At 36.2% G+C, this 18,167-nt stretch carries 15 protein-coding genes and 1 other RNA gene; 12 read left to right on the top strand and 4 right to left on the bottom strand.

The genetic code is table 11. From position 1 onward, the window contains the following. Window positions 1-2: 2 nt before the first annotated feature. A complete protein-coding gene (locus tag AN393_RS12550; RefSeq protein ID WP_055018247.1) occupies window positions 3-1,148 on the bottom strand; it encodes a patatin-like phospholipase family protein in 1,146 nt (381 codons plus the stop codon). A 385-nt stretch (window positions 1,149-1,533) separates the two neighbouring features. Here AN393_RS12550 and AN393_RS12545 point away from each other — a divergent pair, with 385 nt between their 5' ends. From AN393_RS12545 to AN393_RS12530, 5 genes are all read left to right on the top strand, one after another. Further along, the gene (locus AN393_RS12545) at window positions 1,534-2,409 is read left to right on the top strand and encodes a DUF3014 domain-containing protein (RefSeq protein ID WP_055016144.1); all 876 of its coding nucleotides are present in this window, start codon (window positions 1,534-1,536) and stop codon (window positions 2,407-2,409) included. Between the two features lie 138 nt (window positions 2,410-2,547). Continuing rightward, window positions 2,548-2,644: signal recognition particle sRNA small type (gene ffs / locus AN393_RS20095), an RNA gene on the top strand. 132 nt (window positions 2,645-2,776) lie between these two features. Next, complete coding sequence (locus tag AN393_RS12540; protein WP_036981971.1) at window positions 2,777-3,406, top strand: TnsA endonuclease N-terminal domain-containing protein; 630 nt, start codon at window positions 2,777-2,779, stop codon at window positions 3,404-3,406. After that, window positions 3,399-5,222 carry a Mu transposase C-terminal domain-containing protein gene (locus AN393_RS12535; RefSeq protein WP_055018246.1) on the top strand — a complete coding sequence of 608 codons (1,824 nt, stop codon included), beginning with the start codon at window positions 3,399-3,401 and terminating at the stop codon, window positions 5,220-5,222. The genes AN393_RS12540 and AN393_RS12535 overlap by 8 nt, the downstream gene beginning before the upstream one ends. 2 nt (window positions 5,223-5,224) lie before the next feature. Beyond that, window positions 5,225-6,226, top strand: coding sequence for a TniB family NTP-binding protein (locus tag AN393_RS12530; protein WP_055018245.1), 1,002 nt, complete (start codon window positions 5,225-5,227; stop codon window positions 6,224-6,226). 11 nt (window positions 6,227-6,237) lie between these two features. Here AN393_RS12530 and AN393_RS12525 read toward each other — a convergent pair whose 3' ends face one another. Both AN393_RS12525 and AN393_RS12520 read right to left on the bottom strand, forming a co-directional pair. Next, entirely contained in the window at window positions 6,238-7,437 is a 1,200-nt protein-coding gene (locus AN393_RS12525; protein ID WP_055018244.1) for an HNH endonuclease, read from the bottom strand. Further along, window positions 7,421-9,211 (bottom strand): AAA family ATPase, encoded by a 1,791-nt coding sequence (locus tag AN393_RS12520; RefSeq protein ID WP_055018243.1) that lies wholly within the window; start codon window positions 9,209-9,211, stop codon window positions 7,421-7,423. The genes AN393_RS12525 and AN393_RS12520 overlap by 17 nt, the downstream gene beginning before the upstream one ends. A gap of 183 nt (window positions 9,212-9,394) precedes the next feature. On the opposite strand from AN393_RS12520, the gene AN393_RS12515 reads away from it, so the two are divergent. Genes AN393_RS12515 through cas6f form a run of 6 tightly spaced genes read left to right on the top strand, consistent with a single transcriptional unit; the run spans window position 9,395 to window position 16,200 of the window. Beyond that, entirely contained in the window at window positions 9,395-9,703 is a 309-nt protein-coding gene (locus AN393_RS12515) for a helix-turn-helix domain-containing protein (RefSeq protein WP_055018242.1), read from the top strand. Between the two features lies 1 nt (window position 9,704). Beyond that, on the top strand, window positions 9,705-11,288 hold the full coding sequence (locus AN393_RS12510) for a hypothetical protein (protein ID WP_055018241.1): 1,584 nt from the start codon (window positions 9,705-9,707) through the stop codon (window positions 11,286-11,288). 57 nt (window positions 11,289-11,345) lie between these two features. Continuing rightward, window positions 11,346-12,521 (top strand): TniQ family protein, encoded by a 1,176-nt coding sequence (locus AN393_RS12505; protein ID WP_055018240.1) that lies wholly within the window; start codon window positions 11,346-11,348, stop codon window positions 12,519-12,521. Between the two features lie 3 nt (window positions 12,522-12,524). Then, window positions 12,525-14,576: a type I-F CRISPR-associated protein Csy2 gene (locus tag AN393_RS12500; protein ID WP_055018239.1), complete on the top strand. Its 2,052-nt coding sequence runs from the start codon at window positions 12,525-12,527 to the stop codon at window positions 14,574-14,576. Further along, window positions 14,576-15,604 (top strand): type I-F CRISPR-associated protein Csy3, encoded by a 1,029-nt coding sequence (csy3, locus tag AN393_RS12495; RefSeq protein ID WP_055018238.1) that lies wholly within the window; start codon window positions 14,576-14,578, stop codon window positions 15,602-15,604. The genes AN393_RS12500 and csy3 overlap by 1 nt, the downstream gene beginning before the upstream one ends. Further along, the gene (cas6f, locus tag AN393_RS12490; RefSeq protein WP_055018237.1) at window positions 15,601-16,200 is read left to right on the top strand and encodes a type I-F CRISPR-associated endoribonuclease Cas6/Csy4; all 600 of its coding nucleotides are present in this window, start codon (window positions 15,601-15,603) and stop codon (window positions 16,198-16,200) included. Before csy3 ends, cas6f begins: the two co-directional genes overlap by 4 nt. A 388-nt stretch (window positions 16,201-16,588) precedes the next feature. Here the strand turns inward: cas6f and AN393_RS12485 are convergent, their stop codons facing one another. Next, the gene (locus AN393_RS12485) at window positions 16,589-16,876 is read right to left on the bottom strand and encodes a hypothetical protein (protein ID WP_055018236.1); all 288 of its coding nucleotides are present in this window, start codon (window positions 16,874-16,876) and stop codon (window positions 16,589-16,591) included. A 169-nt stretch (window positions 16,877-17,045) separates the two neighbouring features. Here AN393_RS12485 and AN393_RS12480 point away from each other — a divergent pair, with 169 nt between their 5' ends. Beyond that, on the top strand, window positions 17,046-18,167 hold the full coding sequence (locus AN393_RS12480) for a hypothetical protein (RefSeq protein ID WP_055018235.1): 1,122 nt from the start codon (window positions 17,046-17,048) through the stop codon (window positions 18,165-18,167).

The following is an 18,167-nucleotide window of genomic DNA, read 5'->3' as shown; positions in this document are numbered from 1 at the left end:
CTTTAGTCTAGCTCTAAAAATTGGCGTATTTCAGGGAGCTTTTTCATGCCATCTTCGTAGCCAATTTGAATAAGGTGCTGAGTGTAGCGTTTTTCAAATAATAAATAGCTAGTTAAACTTGATTGCGAATGTTTTTTTACACCAATTGTGCGCAGCAGCAACTTAATAGCCCACGGCATATCGCTGTAGTATTGCGCGGCAATATCGTTAAAGTTTTTTGATGGGTTAATAATGCAGGTATCTATTTGTTTTAGCTCTTGATGTTTGTCGCGCGCCGGAAGCAGGCCCAAAGTACGATTTACACGCTCAAGGCGCTCAAGGTCGGCTTGCATGGTGTCGCTAAATACACTATCGAGTAAATGGCCAGCCACAGCAGAAAGCCCAGGGTAGTGGGGCGAATACCCTGCAGGGTGAGACTCTTTTGGCTGGTCTACACCAATAATAAATATTTTTTCGGCGCCCAAGTGAATAGATGGGCTGAGTGGTGAAAGCTGGTGAATAGAGCCATCGCCAAAATAATGGTTAAACACATTCACACTTGGAAACACCATAGGAATAGCACTTGATGCCATTAAATGCTCAACATTAATGCGCATTGGGCGCCCTTCTCGCTTAGCGCGTTGCCAGGGCTTATTAGTGTTTGACTGAAAAAACGCAACTGAGTCACCGGTTGTATAGCTTGAAGCCGTAATAGAAATCGCTTCTAAATAATTGCGGTGTAAATTCCGTTCAATGCGGTGCAGGTCTAAAATTTCGTTTAATAAACCACGTAAAGGGCGGTTATTTAGCAAACTGCCAGGTGGATGGTTTATGTGCTCAGACTGAAAACTGGTTAATATATTGCGTGCGATATGGCCAAATACACTTAAAAAGTCGCTTTTGTAGACCATAGACGTTGAAAAGTTCTTCCATACCGACTCAAGCTTGCGTACCGCCAAATGCGCACACGAGGCATAGCAGGCTAAAGCTGCAGAATTGATCGCGCCTGCAGAAGTGCCGTTAATAATTCTAAAGGGCAATGGTGCGGTGCGGGGCATACTATGGGCAAGCGCTTTGAGTACGCCTACTTGATAAGCAGCGCGAGCGCCACCACCTGTAAGTAATAGGGCTATTTTAGGTTTATGTGGGTCAACTTGCTGGATTTTCATAGTGATGCTTGAACTGCTTAACGTCTTTTCTTTATTTATCAACTTTAAGTCTTTAAGCTAGAAGAATCAAAGAATAACTGAGTTACTATGGCTGGTTGTTCTAATTAGTAAGTGTAGGTTTATATACTAAAGCCTATATTTAAAGTAATAGTGATTACCAATAGTGAATTTTTTCCACTCAGGGTACTCTGAGTAATACCAATTCGCTTAATTAAGTGATCTATTTTGAGGCTGGAAAAACGTGTTGATAGCTAGGCAAAAAATTTGCTATTTAGTTGTTCTAAATGAGAATTTTTTAACGCAGGTAGTGACACGTTTAGCCCCGCAAAATGATTAAGTATTATTGCGGATTGGTATAATATGCATTTAAATTTATGGAGTTTGTATGTCAGATAAACCAGAAGCGTCAGATGTTCAAAAACGTCCGCCTAAAAACAATTTTTTATTCGCCGTTATTATTCTAATCATTTTAGTGTGTGCCGCTGCGTTCGTTTTGCTGTCGCCCACTGATGAGCCGCAAACTCGTACAGAGGTAGAGCAAACACCTAAAGAGCAACCGGTAATGGAGCTTAAACCTGAAAACGATCCTGTGGTTGAAGCGCCTTCGGTAAAGCCAGAAAAACCAGCTGAACTTGCAGTTCCAGCGCAGCGTCCTGCTGAGCCAGAGCCTGAAGTTGAGCCATTACCAACCCTTGATGAAAGCGACACCGTAGTGGTTGCTAAAATGGATGAATACCTAAGCGACTCTGTAATGAGCCTAATGGTCACCGACGATGTAATTCGCCGTGGTGTTGTATTTATAGATAACATTGCCAAAGGCAAAATTGCTAAAAAGCACACGCCCGTAGTTAAGCCAGAAGAAGAATTTAGCGTGAACGAAGGAGATATTTTAACTATTGACCCTAATAGCTACGAGCGCTACACCCCGTATGTAAAAGTATTTACGAGCATGAGCGCCGCCCAAGCTGTGCGCATGTACGAGCAATACAAGCCATTAATCAACAGCGCGTACAGTGAAATTGGTTACGGCGATGATGAATTTAATCAAACCCTAGAAGATGCTATTGAGTTATTACTCGATACACCGGAGCCAGAAGGCGAGTTACCGCTACTGCGTGACTCGGTTACTTATCAGTATGCGTTTTCTGAATGGGAGCAATTACCGGCTGCACAAAAACAGCTATTACGTATGGGCCCAGAAAACATGAAAAAAGTAAAAGCAGCACTGCGTAAAATTAAAGCCGAGTTAGAGCGTAATTAATAGGCATTAAAGGCTGTTTTTAACCGCGATTGTATATGAAGTATGCAATCGCACTTTCTTTTTTGATTATCTCTTGAATAACACTCCAAAAGTAGAGATAATCCTTCCCGCGCCAACCAAGGCCCTCAATGGTAGTCTTATTGGTCCTCTCGCAACACTAGCAGGCGAACCTGGTCAGGCCCGGAAGGGAGCAGCCACAGTTTGTGACGTGTGTGCCGAGATGTGGCTGGTAAGACTGCCACCCAAATTCCTCATTTGGTGTTGTTTGAAGTATAAGTTGACATATTTGTACTAAAAGATGGCATAAATTGGAAGTATAAGGTGGCATAGTCTAGTATTTAACCAAATGGTTAGATGGTTGACTCACATGTACAGAAGAAAACTCAAACACTCCCGTGTTAAAAACCTTCATAAATTTGCTAGTCAAAAAAATAAATCTACCTGTTTAGTTGAATCCTCTTTAGAGTTTGATGCCTGTTTTCATTTTGAATTTTCACCATCAATAGCCGCATTTGAGGCACAACCACTAGGTTATGAATATGAGTTTGATAACCGTATTTGCCGTTACACACCTGACTTTTTACTTACCCACACAGACGGCACGCAAAAATTTATAGAAGTAAAACCGCAAAGCAAAATTGCTGACGAAGACTTTCGTGCACGTTTTATTGAAAAGCAAACCATCGCTAAGCAAGATGGACGCGACTTAATACTGGTTACTGATAAACAAATCCGTGTATACCCAACACTCAATAACTTAAAGCTTTTACATCGCTATTCTGGTTTTCAGTCTTTAACAGAGCTGCAAGCATCGGTGTTAGAACTTGTTAAGCAATACGGCTCTATTAAAGTGGGCCAGTTAGTTAACTTTTTAAAAGTAACTGCCGGTGAGCTACTTGCTACTGTGCTACGCTTATTATCACTAGGGCAGTTATTTGCCGACTTAACTACAAATGAAATATCAATAGAAACAGCAATTTGGTCTAACAATGTTTAATGACGGTTTGTTTGATGATGAGTTTAACCAGCCATTACCAAAAGTAGAAACCAAACTACCTCAAAATTACGCCAAAGATTTACAAGCCCTTCCTGAAAAAATTAAAAATACAACATTTGCTAAGCTTAAATATATTCAATGGCTTGAGGCTAATATTCAAGGTGGTTGGACACAAAAAAACCTTGAGCCTTTATTGAAAGTAATGCCTGAAGTTGAGGGTGAAAAAAAGCCTAGCTGGAGAACAGCTGCACGATGGTATAGCGCTTATACAAATGCAGATAAAAATATCATGGCGCTAATACCAAGCCATCAAAAAAAGGGTAACAGGGAGCGCGATACAGCCACCGATAAGTTTTTTGAAAAAGCACTTGAGCGTTACTTAGTAAAAGAAAAGCCATCAGTGGCTTCTGCTTACAAGTATTACGCAGACTTAGTTATCATTGAAAACGACAGCGTTGTGGGCAGTGTTTTAAAGCCTTTAACATACAAAGCGTTTAAAAATAGAATCGATAATTTACCGCAATACGACGTGATGGTTTCTCGCTATGGTAAGCGTCTTGCTGATATTGCTTTTAATAAAGTAGAAGGGCATACACGGCCTACCCGAGTACTCGAAAAAGTTGAAATTGACCATACACCGCTTGATCTTATTTTATTAGATGATGAGCTACATATCCCGCTTGGTAGGCCAACACTTACCATGTTAGTCGATGTGTATAGCCATTGTATTGTTGGCTTCTACTTTAGCTTCAGCGAGCCTAGCTATGATGCAGTAAGGCGAGCAATGCTAAATGCAATGAAACCTAAAAGTGATGTGGCAAAACTATACCCAGATACGATAAATGAGTGGAAATGTGCTGGCAAAATTGAAACTCTCGTTGTTGATAATGGCGCTGAATTTTGGAGTAACAGCCTTGAACTTGCTTGTGAAGAAATTGGTATTAATACTCAATATAACCCTGTTGCAAAGCCGTGGTTAAAACCCTTTGTAGAACGTATGTTTGGCACAATTAACACTGAATTATTAGACCCTGTTCCTGGTAAAACCTTTTCTAACATTTTACAAAAGCATGAATACAATCCCAAAAAAGATGCAATCATGCGCTTTACAACCTTTATGCAGCTATTCCATAAATGGGTAGTAGACGTTTACCATCAAGATGCCGATAGCCGCTTTAAGTACATACCTAGCCAACTATGGGAGCAAGGCTTTAATACGTTACCGCCAACAGTGCTGAGTAATGCTGATCTTCAACAATTGGATGTTGTGCTCAGTATTTCAAACCATAGGGTGCTTCGTAAAGGTGGAATACGGCTAGAAAACTTAAGCTACGACAGTACTGAACTAGCCAACTATAGAAAACAGTTTAGCCATAAAGTATCTCAAGAAGTTTTAATTAAATTAAACCCCGATGATATTTCTTATATATATGTTTACCTCGATAAGCTAGAGCATTACATAAAAGTGCCATGCATAGATCCAAACGGTTACACCCAAAATTTAAGTTTGAATCAGCATAAAATAAATATACGTATTCATCGCGATTTTATTTCGGGCTCTATCGATAATGTAGGCTTAGCAAAAGCGCGTATGTTTATTCATAATAAAATTCAAAACGAGTTTGAAGAGTTAAAAAATGCACCAAAACACTCAAAAGTAAAAGGGGGTAAAGCATTAGCTAAGCATCAAAATGTAAGTAGTGACTCACAAAAATCAATAGCTCAGAGCGAGCCATTAGAACCCAAAAAGGTTACACCTAAAGAGCAACCAACAGATAGCTGGGATGACTTTATTTCAGACCTAGATGGATTTTAATTATGCTGACCGATAAACAAAAAGCAAAGCTTAATGAATTTCGCGATGTATTTATTGAATACCCAATAATAACTACTGTATTTAACGACTTTGACAGATTAAGACTTGGTAAAGGATTAGCGGGCGAAAAGCCCTGCATGCTGTTAAATGGCGATACAGGCACAGGTAAAACAGCACTAATAAAACAGTATAAAGAACGCCATTTACCGCAATTTATTAATGGAGTGATGAACCACCCTGTATTAGTAAGCCGCATACCTAGTAATCCGACACTAGAATCTACTTTAGCCGAGCTTCTTAAAGACTTAGGGCAAGTAGGTAGTACAGAGCGCAAGCTGAGAATAAACGGTACGCGGTTAACGACATCATTAATAAAATGCCTAAAAACGTGTGGCACAGAGCTTATAATTATTGATGAGTTTCAAGAGCTGATTGAGCACAACCAAGGTAAAAAGCGCCGCGAGATTGCTAATCGATTAAAATACATTAACGATGAAGCGGGTGTATCAATTGTATTGGTGGGTATGCCGTGGGCAGAAAAAATAGCAGACGAACCCCAGTGGTCATCGCGTTTATTAGTAAGGCGGCAGCTGCCTTATTTTAAATTATCAGAAAACCCAAAGCATTTTGTACAGTTAATAATTGGCCTAGCTAACCGTATGCCATTCACCGAAAAGCCAAAATTAAGTGAGCAAGCAACAGTATTTGCTTTGTTCTCATTGTCAAAAGGCTGTTTTAGAACTCTTAAATACTTTTTAGATGATGCCGTACTTTATGCATTAATGGATAACGCGAAAACCCTCACAACCAAGCATCTAGTTAAAGCATTTGGAGTACTGTTTCCTGATGTACCAAACCTATTTACCTTGCCCGTTGCAGAAATTACAGCAAGTGAAGTTGAGCGCTATTCACTTTATAAACTTGAAAGCGCCCAAGATGAAGATCCGTTTATAGCGACTAAGTTTACTGACCAAATGCCGATTAGTCAGTTGTTGAGGAAGTAATTTAAAATCAGTTAATCATCAGTTTTAAATTGGCTCCCAAATATGTGGTTCAAAGAGTCAACTTTGTACTTTTTGAGTCGATATTTTATTGAAGGTTTTTTCAAATCAACTCCTACTAAATGTTTAATTTTTTTATGTGGAAATTTAATAATATCAGTGGGCTTTTCTATTAAACCAACCTCTTTTAAAAACTCTTTCTGTTCGTGCATATCTATAAAATCACTTTTATAAGTTTGATCATAAAAAAGTGGAATATTGAATAGGCACATATTCATATGCAGAGCGTTATCATCAGTATTAACACTTACTTCTACATTTTCAAGCTCAAACTCTTTACTGAAAATTTCTTTAAAAAAGAACAAACTTTTATCAGCTTTTACAGCATCATGATATGGATTTGCAAAGCCGATCATTGATTTAGCTTTCTTATAATCTTCATTGCAGCGTTTACCTGATGGTACTAAGTTACTCAAGGTTGTGGCTAAAAAAGGGAATTTAGATTTGGGATAAAAGTGGTCTAAGCTTGGCCTTGTTTTAGCTCCCTCAACAGCAATTGTTGGTATTTCTTCCTGATTACAATAAGGACAAACGTCAATCCCAAGAAAATTTGTTATGTCATATCCAAATTCTTTAGACATTAACTCATAGTCAAAAATACTTGAAAAATTCTTTAGCCAAAAAGGGAATGCTATTTGTTCTGAAAGCTTAAATGTACCTTTTTTAATTTTATAAATGTCGAGTAACTTTTTTTTCTTTTGAGCAGTGGTTGTCCTATGATCTTCAGTGAAAAGGAATTTTATTAAATAAGTGGCCTGATATTCTCTTAGAGTTAAAAGCAAGTTATTCTTAGTTTCATAAAAGAGTTCGTTTATTGCATCAGAATTTTCTGGTTTTCTTAAATCAAGTTCATTTATATCAGACTTTGTGTAATTAAGTTCAAAGTTTACAAAGAAATACTCTGGGCAATAAAACTCAGCTAGGCTGGGTACTTGTTTATAAATTTTATCAATAACTTGACATAACTTTGAAGAGCCGCAGAAAGTTAATTCAATTAAATTCTCTTCTGAAAAAAGTGCTTCAATTTTATTTTTGTATTCTAAATCAACTGTATTGAAATACTTTTTAAATTTAGGTAATAGAGACTTTGATATAACTTGCTTCTTATAACGAGCTAGAAAATTATCATCAGTAATTTCATTTATTTTTATCATTTTCGTCCATAAAATATGCTTTCACTTTTTCATCAGGAATGAGGTTTATAAGATATTTACTATAGTTAGATAATTCACCCTGCTTTAATTCCTGATAAAATCTTAGTATTTCGTTTCTTGATATTTCACCAAATGTAGAATCTAAGTGCATACCGTCAAGGTATAAATCGTTAATCCTAGTCCCGAAGCCATTTGATTTCTCTTGAGTTATTTTGCCATCAACCTTAATAATGGAAACTATATCATCGGGTAAAAAATCACTTAGTATAATTGGAGAATGAGTTGTTAAGATGGTATTTATACTTGCCCGATTAAATCTTTTTTTATTTTCGAAATGGTTAAGTATATCAATAACTTCGCTTACTATTTTTCTTTGCCATTCAGGATGAAGATAAGCATCTATTTCATCTACAAGTAATTGGATATTTGAATAGCCTTGTGAAATTAGCTGATCGATGCCAGAGAAGATACGAGATTGCAGCTTTAATCTAGCTTCTTCACCTGAGCTAAGAGCATACCAACCATATGTAAAGTTATCTCCGGTAAAATAATTTAATTCGTTAAACTTTTCGGATATCTCGGCTATCAATTGGCTGTCTTTAAGATCGAAAGAAATGTATTTGGTATCAAAGTTAATATTTATATCGTTATCTAGCAATGATTGAGTCATCTCTTCTAATTTATCCCTAAAAGATTCGGACTCATAAATTATGTCTTCAATAGGAGCACTTTTACTTAGTAGGTTATTTTCATCAATGTGTTGATTGATAATTTCAGGGATTTTCTCTTCAGAAAGTGAAGCTTGGAAAATTACATTTATATAAAACCATGCCCTTTCATTCGGCTCACCTATTTTCAAAGAGGCTTTTTTTAAGAAATCACTTATTAAATAGTTATATATATACCAAAATGTATCATCATTGAGTCTTTGTTTTTTATTGATGTTTCTGTTGGGTGATTGTATGTACCTACTTAAGGCTTTTTTTATTATTGCACTCGTTATCGGCCTTTCTCCAGAAATATTATCTATCGAGAATGTTATCTCGTTTGCTAATACAGCAGCTTGGTTCTTTTCAGTTTCATCGATGACTAAATGATAGAAATTACGATTTTTCAACAATATAGATACATTAGCATTAGTTAACATATTTACTGCTTGTTCGAGGTAATTTTTACTCGGTGGGTAGATGTGGAACCTAAATGATAAAGGAGTTCCTAACAACTTTTTTTCATAGTTGAAATATTCCGCATACTTTAATTCTCTAGCAACTTCAGCCATAAGAATCTTTTTCTTTGCTATTCTTTTTTCTAGGTATTTATTAGCGGAAAGTTTGAGTACATTACTACGGTCTTTACTTCGTTCATCGAAAGAAAATTTATTCAAGTCAAAGAGGCTACTTACAAAAAGAATTGCATTACGGCGATCAGTTTTAAATTCTACATGAGGTTCATCAGTAAAAAATTCGGTCAAAAACGAATTGTTCTTTATATAATACTGTGAGTCATTTTCACTCCAAAAGATAGCAGCGCCAACTCCTACCATTTCATTAAAAGATCCTTCGATGAACTCTAAAATTGATGTTTTACCTGAACCATTTTTACCAATGATTAGTTTTACATTTTGTCCACGATAATACTTTTCTTTGAATTGACAATGCTGTTTTTTTACATGAATGTGAGGTCTATTGAAGTCGCAGATGAAGTTTTGATTCAGATTCACGTAAAGATCTTTAATTCCTTTATATTCATCGATATATATACAAACAAGTTCCATATGAGAAGGCTACAATTTTTTACGATAGGCATAGACTGCTAGATCCTAGGCATTTTTTAAAGAAGAAAAGTGAAAAAGTTAGATTTAAGTATAAATTTAGGTAAAACTAAAATATCCTTAGTACACTTATAGGTTAGATACTAAGAGAATCTTAGCAAGATATGTTTTATAGCTAAGGTTCTCATGGAAACTCCAACACCTTCACGCCTAAAGTCTGCAAGAAAAGCAGCTGGCCTTACTCAGCAACAGCTAGGTATGGCATTAGGAATGGAGCCAAATACGGCTAGTGCTCGCATGAACCAATACGAAAAAGGCAAACATGCCCCTGATTTTTTAACCATGAAACGCATTGCTAAAGAGCTAGATGTACCAGTAGCTTACTTTTATTGTGAAGAAGATGTTTTGGCTGATTTAATTATTTCAATCTCTAAGCTTAATGAAAAAAAACTTGCCAAACTAATAGAGTATATTGAGTCTACAAAAGAGAAATAATATGACGTTTTGTGTAGCATGGAAGACAGAAAGTGCAGCTTTTATTATAGCTGATAGCGTGGTAACACAAATCAAAGGTGCTAGTGATACAGAATTAAGCAATACAAGTTCGTTTATGGAAAAACAGGGTTTTATTGAAGATGATAAATATTCATATGAAGGTGCATATAAACTTTTTTCTACAGATGCTTGTGGTTTTTCTATAGCTGGAGATAAAGCTTTTGGAATAGACTTTGTCTCTAATGTGATAAATCAAATAGAGATTTTTAAAAGGTCAGTTGAAGAAGCAATACATTTTTCACTTCAAAATTATCCTGACTTCTCCAGCTACCCTCAAATAGAAATCATTATCATAACATTTGATTCTAAACCTAGAATGTTTACTGTTTTCAACCAGAGGAAAACAAACTATTTAAAAGAAGAGTTTGAACCAATAGTAACAGGTACTCCTTTACAAGGATTAAAGCAAGAGTTTCTCGAGTTATTTGATGGTAGTTTAAAGTATTGGGAATCAGAACCCAGTTTTGATAGAGATGAAATTTTCTTTGTCAAAATATTAGCTTTATTACAAAGTTATGGCATCAATTATTACACTCTAGGGGCTGGGGTTGGAGGCTCCTATACAGGGCTTTTAGTTAATTCTGAAGGAATAGTTTATCAACCTGATGTTTGTTACTTGCTGACAGGTGAAAACCCAGAGTTTGATTCTTTTAAATTTGCTATGGTGAGCGTTGAGAAGGAAGCCTTTAGTGTAGTAAACACTGATATGCCGAGTTTGTATATAGAAAATGACTTATCACATAGCTGCGACTGCACTTCAAAAAGTTTATTAGATAGAACTAGTGATAACTTTGATGCAGGTAGATTTAAATATTTAATTCTAATAAATTGCCGTAGGTTTGTGTCTGTAATTATAGATATGAACTTTTCTGATAGCCACGCATTAGTTATTACTGATGTAATTAAAGAACGAAAAGGGCGTTTAGGTTTATATTTTTCTGGGCAAATATTCAACCTATTGAATGATGGCTTCGAAACTTTGCCATCAGAACAAAAAGCAACGATTTATTACATCCCTTTCATAGCTGCTAGTAGAAAAGATCTTAATTTTATAGATGAGTTAAAAAAATCCCCCCGAATTTCAAAACAAATTGACCTAGATAGAATCAAGTATAAGTTTATTATTTATAAGGAAGGTTTTGAAGATTCTTATTATGGAGGTATTAACTCTATTTTTCCTTTTGTTAGCGAGTTCAAGGGGGAAAAATTAATACGAGTAGTTGATACATCATCAGATTTTGTCATTTTCGAGTATGAAAACGGAGTTATTATTTACCCTGAATATATCAGTGATACAAAAGAGATTTTAGATTCAATTCAGCCAAGGCTTAGAATTGATAACATATACATGTTTGATGTTTACGGGACAGGTGACGATCCTATTTACATAGAGGTAATGGCTCGTAATGAAGAGCAAGCAATTGATCACGCTAATGCTAAAGTAAATGAAGAGTTTGGGTGTAATAAGCACTTAATTTACTCAGGTAAATTTTATTATCACCCAGCTTATTATTATCTTAATTGAGTAATTTTCTAAATATGTGCTAAACCTAAACTAAGATTTTCTTAGTTTAGGTTGGCGATGCATTTTTTAGTTCAAACAAAACTTTATCCTGATGAGGCTCTTGAAAGCTATTTGCTAAGGCTTGCTAGGGATAACTCATACGATGGCTATAGTGAGCTTGCTGATATTTTATGGCAATGGCTTGTAGAGCAAGATCATGATCTTGAAGGTGCGTTGCCGTTAGAGCTGGGTAAAGTTGATGTTTATCATGCTAGGCAAGCGAGTAGCTTTAGAATAAGAGCGCTTAAGTTGGTAGCTCAATTAGCTGATGTAAACGCTGGTAATATTCTTGCGCTTGCATGGCGGCGCAGTAATTTTAAATTTGGCAACTTAGTAGCAGTAAGCCGTAATGAGCAGACAATTCCTCTTGAGTTACTTCGCACTGATAATATACCTGTTTGCATTGAATGCTTGTTTGAATCTTCTTACGTTCCTTTTCATTGGCATTTAAAGCCCTATAAGACGTGCCATAAGCATAAATCACAATTAACTACACATTGTAAGGAATGCCATAACTTAATTGATTACAGAGCTTCTGAGGAGTTTTTAGAGTGCAGTTGTGGTTGTAAACTAACCAATAGTGAACAGTTAAACGATGCAGACTTTAAAATTGCATTTGCGCTTGCAAGTAGTAACAGCCATAAAATAGTGGGGTTAATATCTTGGTTTGCGAAGGTTAAGCAACTTGATGTAAGCGATGCTGACTTTAACCGTACTTTTGTTGATTACTTTAGTACTTGGCCTGAAAGCCTTACTACTGAATTAGATTTACTCACAAACAATGCGCGCCTCAAGCAACTTAACCCTTTTAATAAAACTAAGTTCAACTCTGTTTATGGAAATGTGATCCGTGATGGTCAAATAGCTGCAACAAGTAACCGTAAAAACAAAGTACTTGATGAACTAATTAAATATTTTGTTGAATTAGTTGATAGTAATCCTAAAACTAAACATCCAAATATTGCAGATTTACTGCTTTGTACTTTTGATACCGCAGTATTATTAAACACCACCACAGAGCAAGTTTATAGGCTTCATCAAGAAGGCTTTTTAAACTGCGCTTACCCACAAAAAAAGCACGAACAGCTCAGAGCTGATAGTCATGTTTTTTATTTACGCCAAGTGATTGAGCTACAGCAAGCATTCGCAGCTGAAACGCCTCAAACAAAAAAACAATTTATAGCGCCGTGGTAACTTATGAACTTACAAGATGCATTTGCAATTGAATCATTAAAAGAAAAAACCACAGCACTTAGAAAGTTGTTTACTCCATATATGTCTCATGTTGCGGTAGATGGCTTTGAAGAACAAGCGCTGACTGTGCTCATTAACCTAGTTTATAAACGAAGTGAGATTGATGATTTAACAAGTACAAGAACCGCTAAAAGTGTATTACGTGATGAAGTGTTACTGAGTAAATGTATTAACGAAGTTAAATGGTTTCATACTCATAATTTAAAATATCCTGATATACGCGTAAGCCATCAACGTTTAATTAGTAAGGTAGTAAGTGAAGATATTGCGGGTATTTGTAGCCGGTCATTACCTTTAAGTTTTGGATGGTCGCACAACAGTGCTGAAATTAATCATGCAAAGTTATTTTTAACCTCATTTACTTGGCAAGGTGAAGTAACTTGTTTAGCAAATTTACTAATAAATGAAGAGCCTGTTTGGATTAATTTAATAAGGACATACGGGTTTACTAAAAAGGCGGTTTTAGGCATCGCGGGTAAAATAAAACAGCTTTTGCCAGTGGCAGAGCTCCCATTAGAAGTAAGCTCTTTTTCACCACAATTACAAATGCCATTTCAGCAAAGCTACCTTGCGGTTACGCCTGTAGTAAGTCACGCAATGCTAGCTAAAATTCAGCAATTAACAACAGATCGTAAGTTAAATTTTGGTTTAGTTGAGCACTCAAGACCTGCCAATGTTGGCGATTTAGCAAGCTCAGTAGGTGGTAATATTAGAGTGCTGCGTTACTTTCCTAAAACATATTCAAAGGCTGTTAACTGCTCTGAAGTATTCAATAATGATAGTGAGAAAGCATTTAAAATTCGTGCGCTATTAAACAGTCAATTTCAACAGGCGCTTTTGGTATTGGTCGGTATTAAACAGTTTAATACGTTAAGGCAAAAGCGATTAGCGCGAGTAGCGGCTATTAGGCAAGTACGTGTTAGCTTGCAGTTGTGGCTGGATAACATTCTGGAAGCTAAAAATAACGCTCAAGGGCAAGCTTACCCTGAGTGGGCAAAGCATTACTTAGATCAGAGTATTACTAACTGCATTAGCCAATTTAGTAACGTACTAAATGAGAGCCTTGGTAATTTAAGTAAGCTCAAACGCTTTGCGTATCACCCTAATTTAATGGGGGTGTTTAAAACGCAGTTAAACTATGTGTTTACTCACTGTATTCCTGATGAAGAAACATTAAATGATGAGCAAATAGTGTATGTGCATTGCCAAGATATGCGAGTGTTTGATGCTGAGGCAATGGCTAATCCGTATATTCAAGGTATGCCGTCACTTACAGCTTTAAATGGGCTTGCTCATAACTTTGAGCGTAAGCTAAAAAATTTTATAGACCCTTCAATTAAGTGTATTGGTAGTGCCATTAACATTGAAAGTTATCAACTACATACAGGTAAACCATTACCTGAACCAAGTAAGTTAAAACAAGTTGCTGGCCGTAGTCATGTCATAAGATCAGGAATTATCGATAAACCTAAATGCGATATAACACTCGATTTAGTCTTTAGGCTTTTTGTACCAAACATTAAGCTGTTAGATAAGTTAAATAGTCAGCTTGTGAAACCCGCACTACCATCTATGTTTGCAGGCGGGACTATGCATCCACCTTCGTTATACCAAAATATTGACTGGTGCCATTTACATACTAAACCAAGTGAGCTGTTTAAAAATATAAAGGCAAAATCGTTAAATGGCAGTTGGTTGTACCCTTCAAAAAAAGTAGTCAAAAGTTTTGAACAATTGATTGATGCGCTTAACGGTAACTTTAATTTAAGACCTGCTGCAATTGGTTTTGCTGCGCTTGAAGAACCCATAAAGCGAGATGTAGCCTTACATGAATACCATTGTTATGCTGAGCCCGTAATTGGGCTTTTAGAGTGTGTTAGCAATACATCAGTTAAGTACGCAGGGGCTAAGCAGTTCTTCCATGACGCATTTTGGGTTATGGATGTTCAAAAAGAGTCTATGCTTATGAAAAAGTCTAAGTTTGAGTATGAATAATGCAATTACCTCGGCACTTAAGTTACACGCGTTCGCTTTCACCCAGTAAAGCGGTATTTTTTTATAAAACATCGGAGTCTGATTTTGAACCGCTGCAAATAGAGCAAAATAAATTAGTTGGGCAAAAGTCAGGGTTTGGCGATGCGTATCAAAAGCAAAATGTGGCTAAAAATTTAGCGCCACAAGATCTAGCGTTTGGAAACCCACAAACAATTGATGTGTGCTACGTACCTCCAGCAGTAAATGAGCTATTTTGCCGTTTTTCACTCAGGGTTGAGGCTAATAGCAATGAACCACATGTTTGTGATGACCCTAAAGTTATTTATTGGTTAAAACGGTTTTTTGAAACCTACAAAAAACACAATGGTCTTAATGAAGTTGCAACTCGCTATGCTAAAAATATACTGATGGGGAACTGGCTTTGGCGTAACCGCCAATCACCAAATGTTGATATTGAAATCCTTACTGAACATGCAGCCCCGATCATTGTTGAAGGTGCACAAAAACTAAAATGGCAAGGCAATTGGCAAAACAATCAAACAGCATTAATAACATTATCAGAAGCTATTCAAGAAGGGCTTAGCAATCCTCAAAATTATTGTTATTTAGATATAACCGCAAAAATTAAAAATGCATTTAGCCAAGAGGTTCACCCTAGTCAAAAGTTTGTAGACAATGTTGAACAAGGCATGTCATCTAAACAACTTGCATACACTCAAGTCGGCGATAAAAAAGCAGCCAGTTTAAACTCACAAAAAGTAGGGGCTGCGATTCAAACTATTGATGATTGGTATGAGGGAGGTTACAAACCTTTACGCACTCACGAGTATGGTGCAGATAAGCAAATATTAGTTGCACATAGAACGCCTAAGAGCCATTCAGACTTTTATTCATTACTTCCGCGCATTGCCTTGCATATTAAGCACATGGAAAAGCATGGTTTAGAGCAAAGTGAAGAATCAAACGCAGTTCACTTTATTGCAGCAGTGTTGATCAAAGGCGGCTTGTTCCAAAGGAGTAAAGCTTGAAGCGCTATTATTTTACTATTACTTATTTACCTAAAAATTGTGATGTAAGCCTCCTTGCAGGGCGTTGTATCGGCATATTGCATGGGTTTATGAGTTCGCGTGAAATTAGTAATATAGGTGTGTGTTTTCCTAAATGGAATGAGCAAGAGATAGGTAATGAATTGGCGTTTGTATCGACAGATAAAAAGCAATTAACCAATCTATCTCAGCAAAGCTATTTTGAGATGATGGCTCAGGATAAATTATTTGGCTTATCAAAAATACTCGAAGTACCAACAAACCAAAATGAGGTTATGTTTATTCGCAACCAATCAGTAGCTAAGGCTTTTGTTGGCGAAAAGCAAAGACGTTTAAAACGCGCTAAAAAACGAGCTGAAGCCAGAGGTGAAGTTTATAATCCTGAATATCAATTTGAGGCAAAAGACATAGGCCATTTTCATTCAATACCTGTATCAAGCAAAGCCAACGGCCAAAGTTATGTTCTGCATATACAAAAAATTGAAAATACTAATGCGACAGAAAATCAATTTAATAATTATGGCTTTGCTACAAATCAAACATTTCAAGGTACGGTTCCTTCTTTGAATACCCAATAAAATTAGTTACAGAACATTAATAATATTTCCAATAAGTTATGCTACTAGCTAGAAGTAAGGGTTAATCATATAAAAATCCCTTAACAGTTTGGTATTTATAGAAATGTATACTATTTTTTATAGTGAACTGCCGAGTAGGTAGCTGGAAATTATTTGAATGTCATTTATAACACGTTGTTGGTGTGAACTGCCGAGTAGGTAGCTGGAAATAGAAATGGTAAGTATCGTTCAAGAAAAGTTTAGTGAACTGCCGAGTAGGCAGCTGAAGTTAGGCCAGGAAGTAAACAACCACAACTTGTGACTTTTAACTGCCGAAAAGGCAGAGGCTAAATAAAAAGAGCCCAGCAAACGCGGGGGTCTTTTTATTCAACTTTAATTAAGGTATGAGCTATTTGTGTTTATTCATACTTGATCTATTTCTTGTTTCACAGATAATTTTATCCTTACCATCTAAGCCATAAAATTTTTCGTTACAGCTCAGTTTTTCAAAATGCTTAGAAAAATCCTGTTCTAAATTAGAGTTTATAGCTTCGTCAAAATCATCCATAAATACAGCTTGTTCAGCGGCGCTAAGGTCATCTACGGACAGCCGACCATCTAATGCAGCTTTTACATTGTCGCAATCGAAATTCACCGATTTATCAGTGGTGTTGCTGGTTTTTATTGTTTTAGCCATATTAAACTCCCAAAATATAAAAGCTGATGATTATCTAATCATAACTTAATTCTAAAAATTAGCTGCTGTAATTATTTTTAGACTTGATAAGTAAACGCTTGCTAGCCAGTGCTTTGACAGGTAGATTGACAAGAAAGTAGCTATTTAAATGGAATTAATAAGTTAGTTTATGTCTACAGTATCTAAAGTCTTTTTACCTGACGAGGGTAAACACTATACCTCTAATGAAGTTCTGTCTTTAGATGAAGCAGATCTATTTAAGCTTAGGCGCTTTCTAAGAGAACCAGAAGGGTTTGGTAGTATATTATGTGCTACATGTTTTCAGCCTTTAACCCTTGTCGGTACTCCCTCACAAAAACATCATTTTAAACATCCTATTGGTTCAGAAGATTGCCCTGTAAAAAGCACAACAAGCCTCACCGATAGTGAACTACAGGCCATTAGTTACAATGGAATAAAAGAAAGTAAAAAACATAAAGACTATAAAGCTAGTATATCAAATTTGCTTAAAAACCAAGTTGAGTATGAAAATATTCGAGTAGAACAAACTTATCGAGAGCAATTTCAGACGGGGCTAGCTAAATCATGGCGAAGACCAGATATAAGCTTTTACTCTAATGCTCATAATATGGACATAGCTATTGAGTTAGTGTTAGACCAAATACCACTAGATGTCATCGTTGCTAGAGAGCGATTTTTTAAAGATCAAGGCGCTACCGTTCTTTGGTTATTTCTGCAAGACAAAAACAACTTCACCCGAAAAGACATATTTTATAGCTCTAATGAAAATCTTTACGTATTTGACCTTGAATCAAAAATCACTAGCCGAGATCAAAGCAAGCTATTTTTTAAGTGTTTTTATACACAATACGGAATTGATGATTTAGGCTTTCAGGTACAAGTTGTCAGTTCAGAGCAATCTAAATTAGTGAGTTTGAACGACTTACACTTTAATGAGAACAGCCTTACTTATTTTGATGTTCAGCAATCAGAAATTGATGCAAAAGACGAAGCCGAACAGATATATAAACAGCGCCAGCAAGAGAATGATGATTATAGAAAAAGGTTAGATGAAAAAAGGAAAAGTAGACTAAGAGGTAACTCTGCTCACGCATCTGTAGCTGATAAATATATACAGCCAAGAGTTATTCAAGAAGGTTTAATTACTGAACTAAATGCAAAAAATAAAAAGCTGAAATGCCACTGTGGGAACGAAGATATGACACAGTTCAGAAGCAAAGCATGTTTTGTTTATTGTAAGTTATGTAGTTCGGAGGTGGAATATGAATGA

This window comes from Pseudoalteromonas sp. P1-25, from assembly GCF_001401805.1.
Classification (GTDB): domain Bacteria; phylum Pseudomonadota; class Gammaproteobacteria; order Enterobacterales; family Alteromonadaceae; genus Pseudoalteromonas.
The sequence above is the reverse complement of the archived record's forward strand: the minus strand, read 5'-3'. Positions and strand labels throughout refer to the sequence as shown.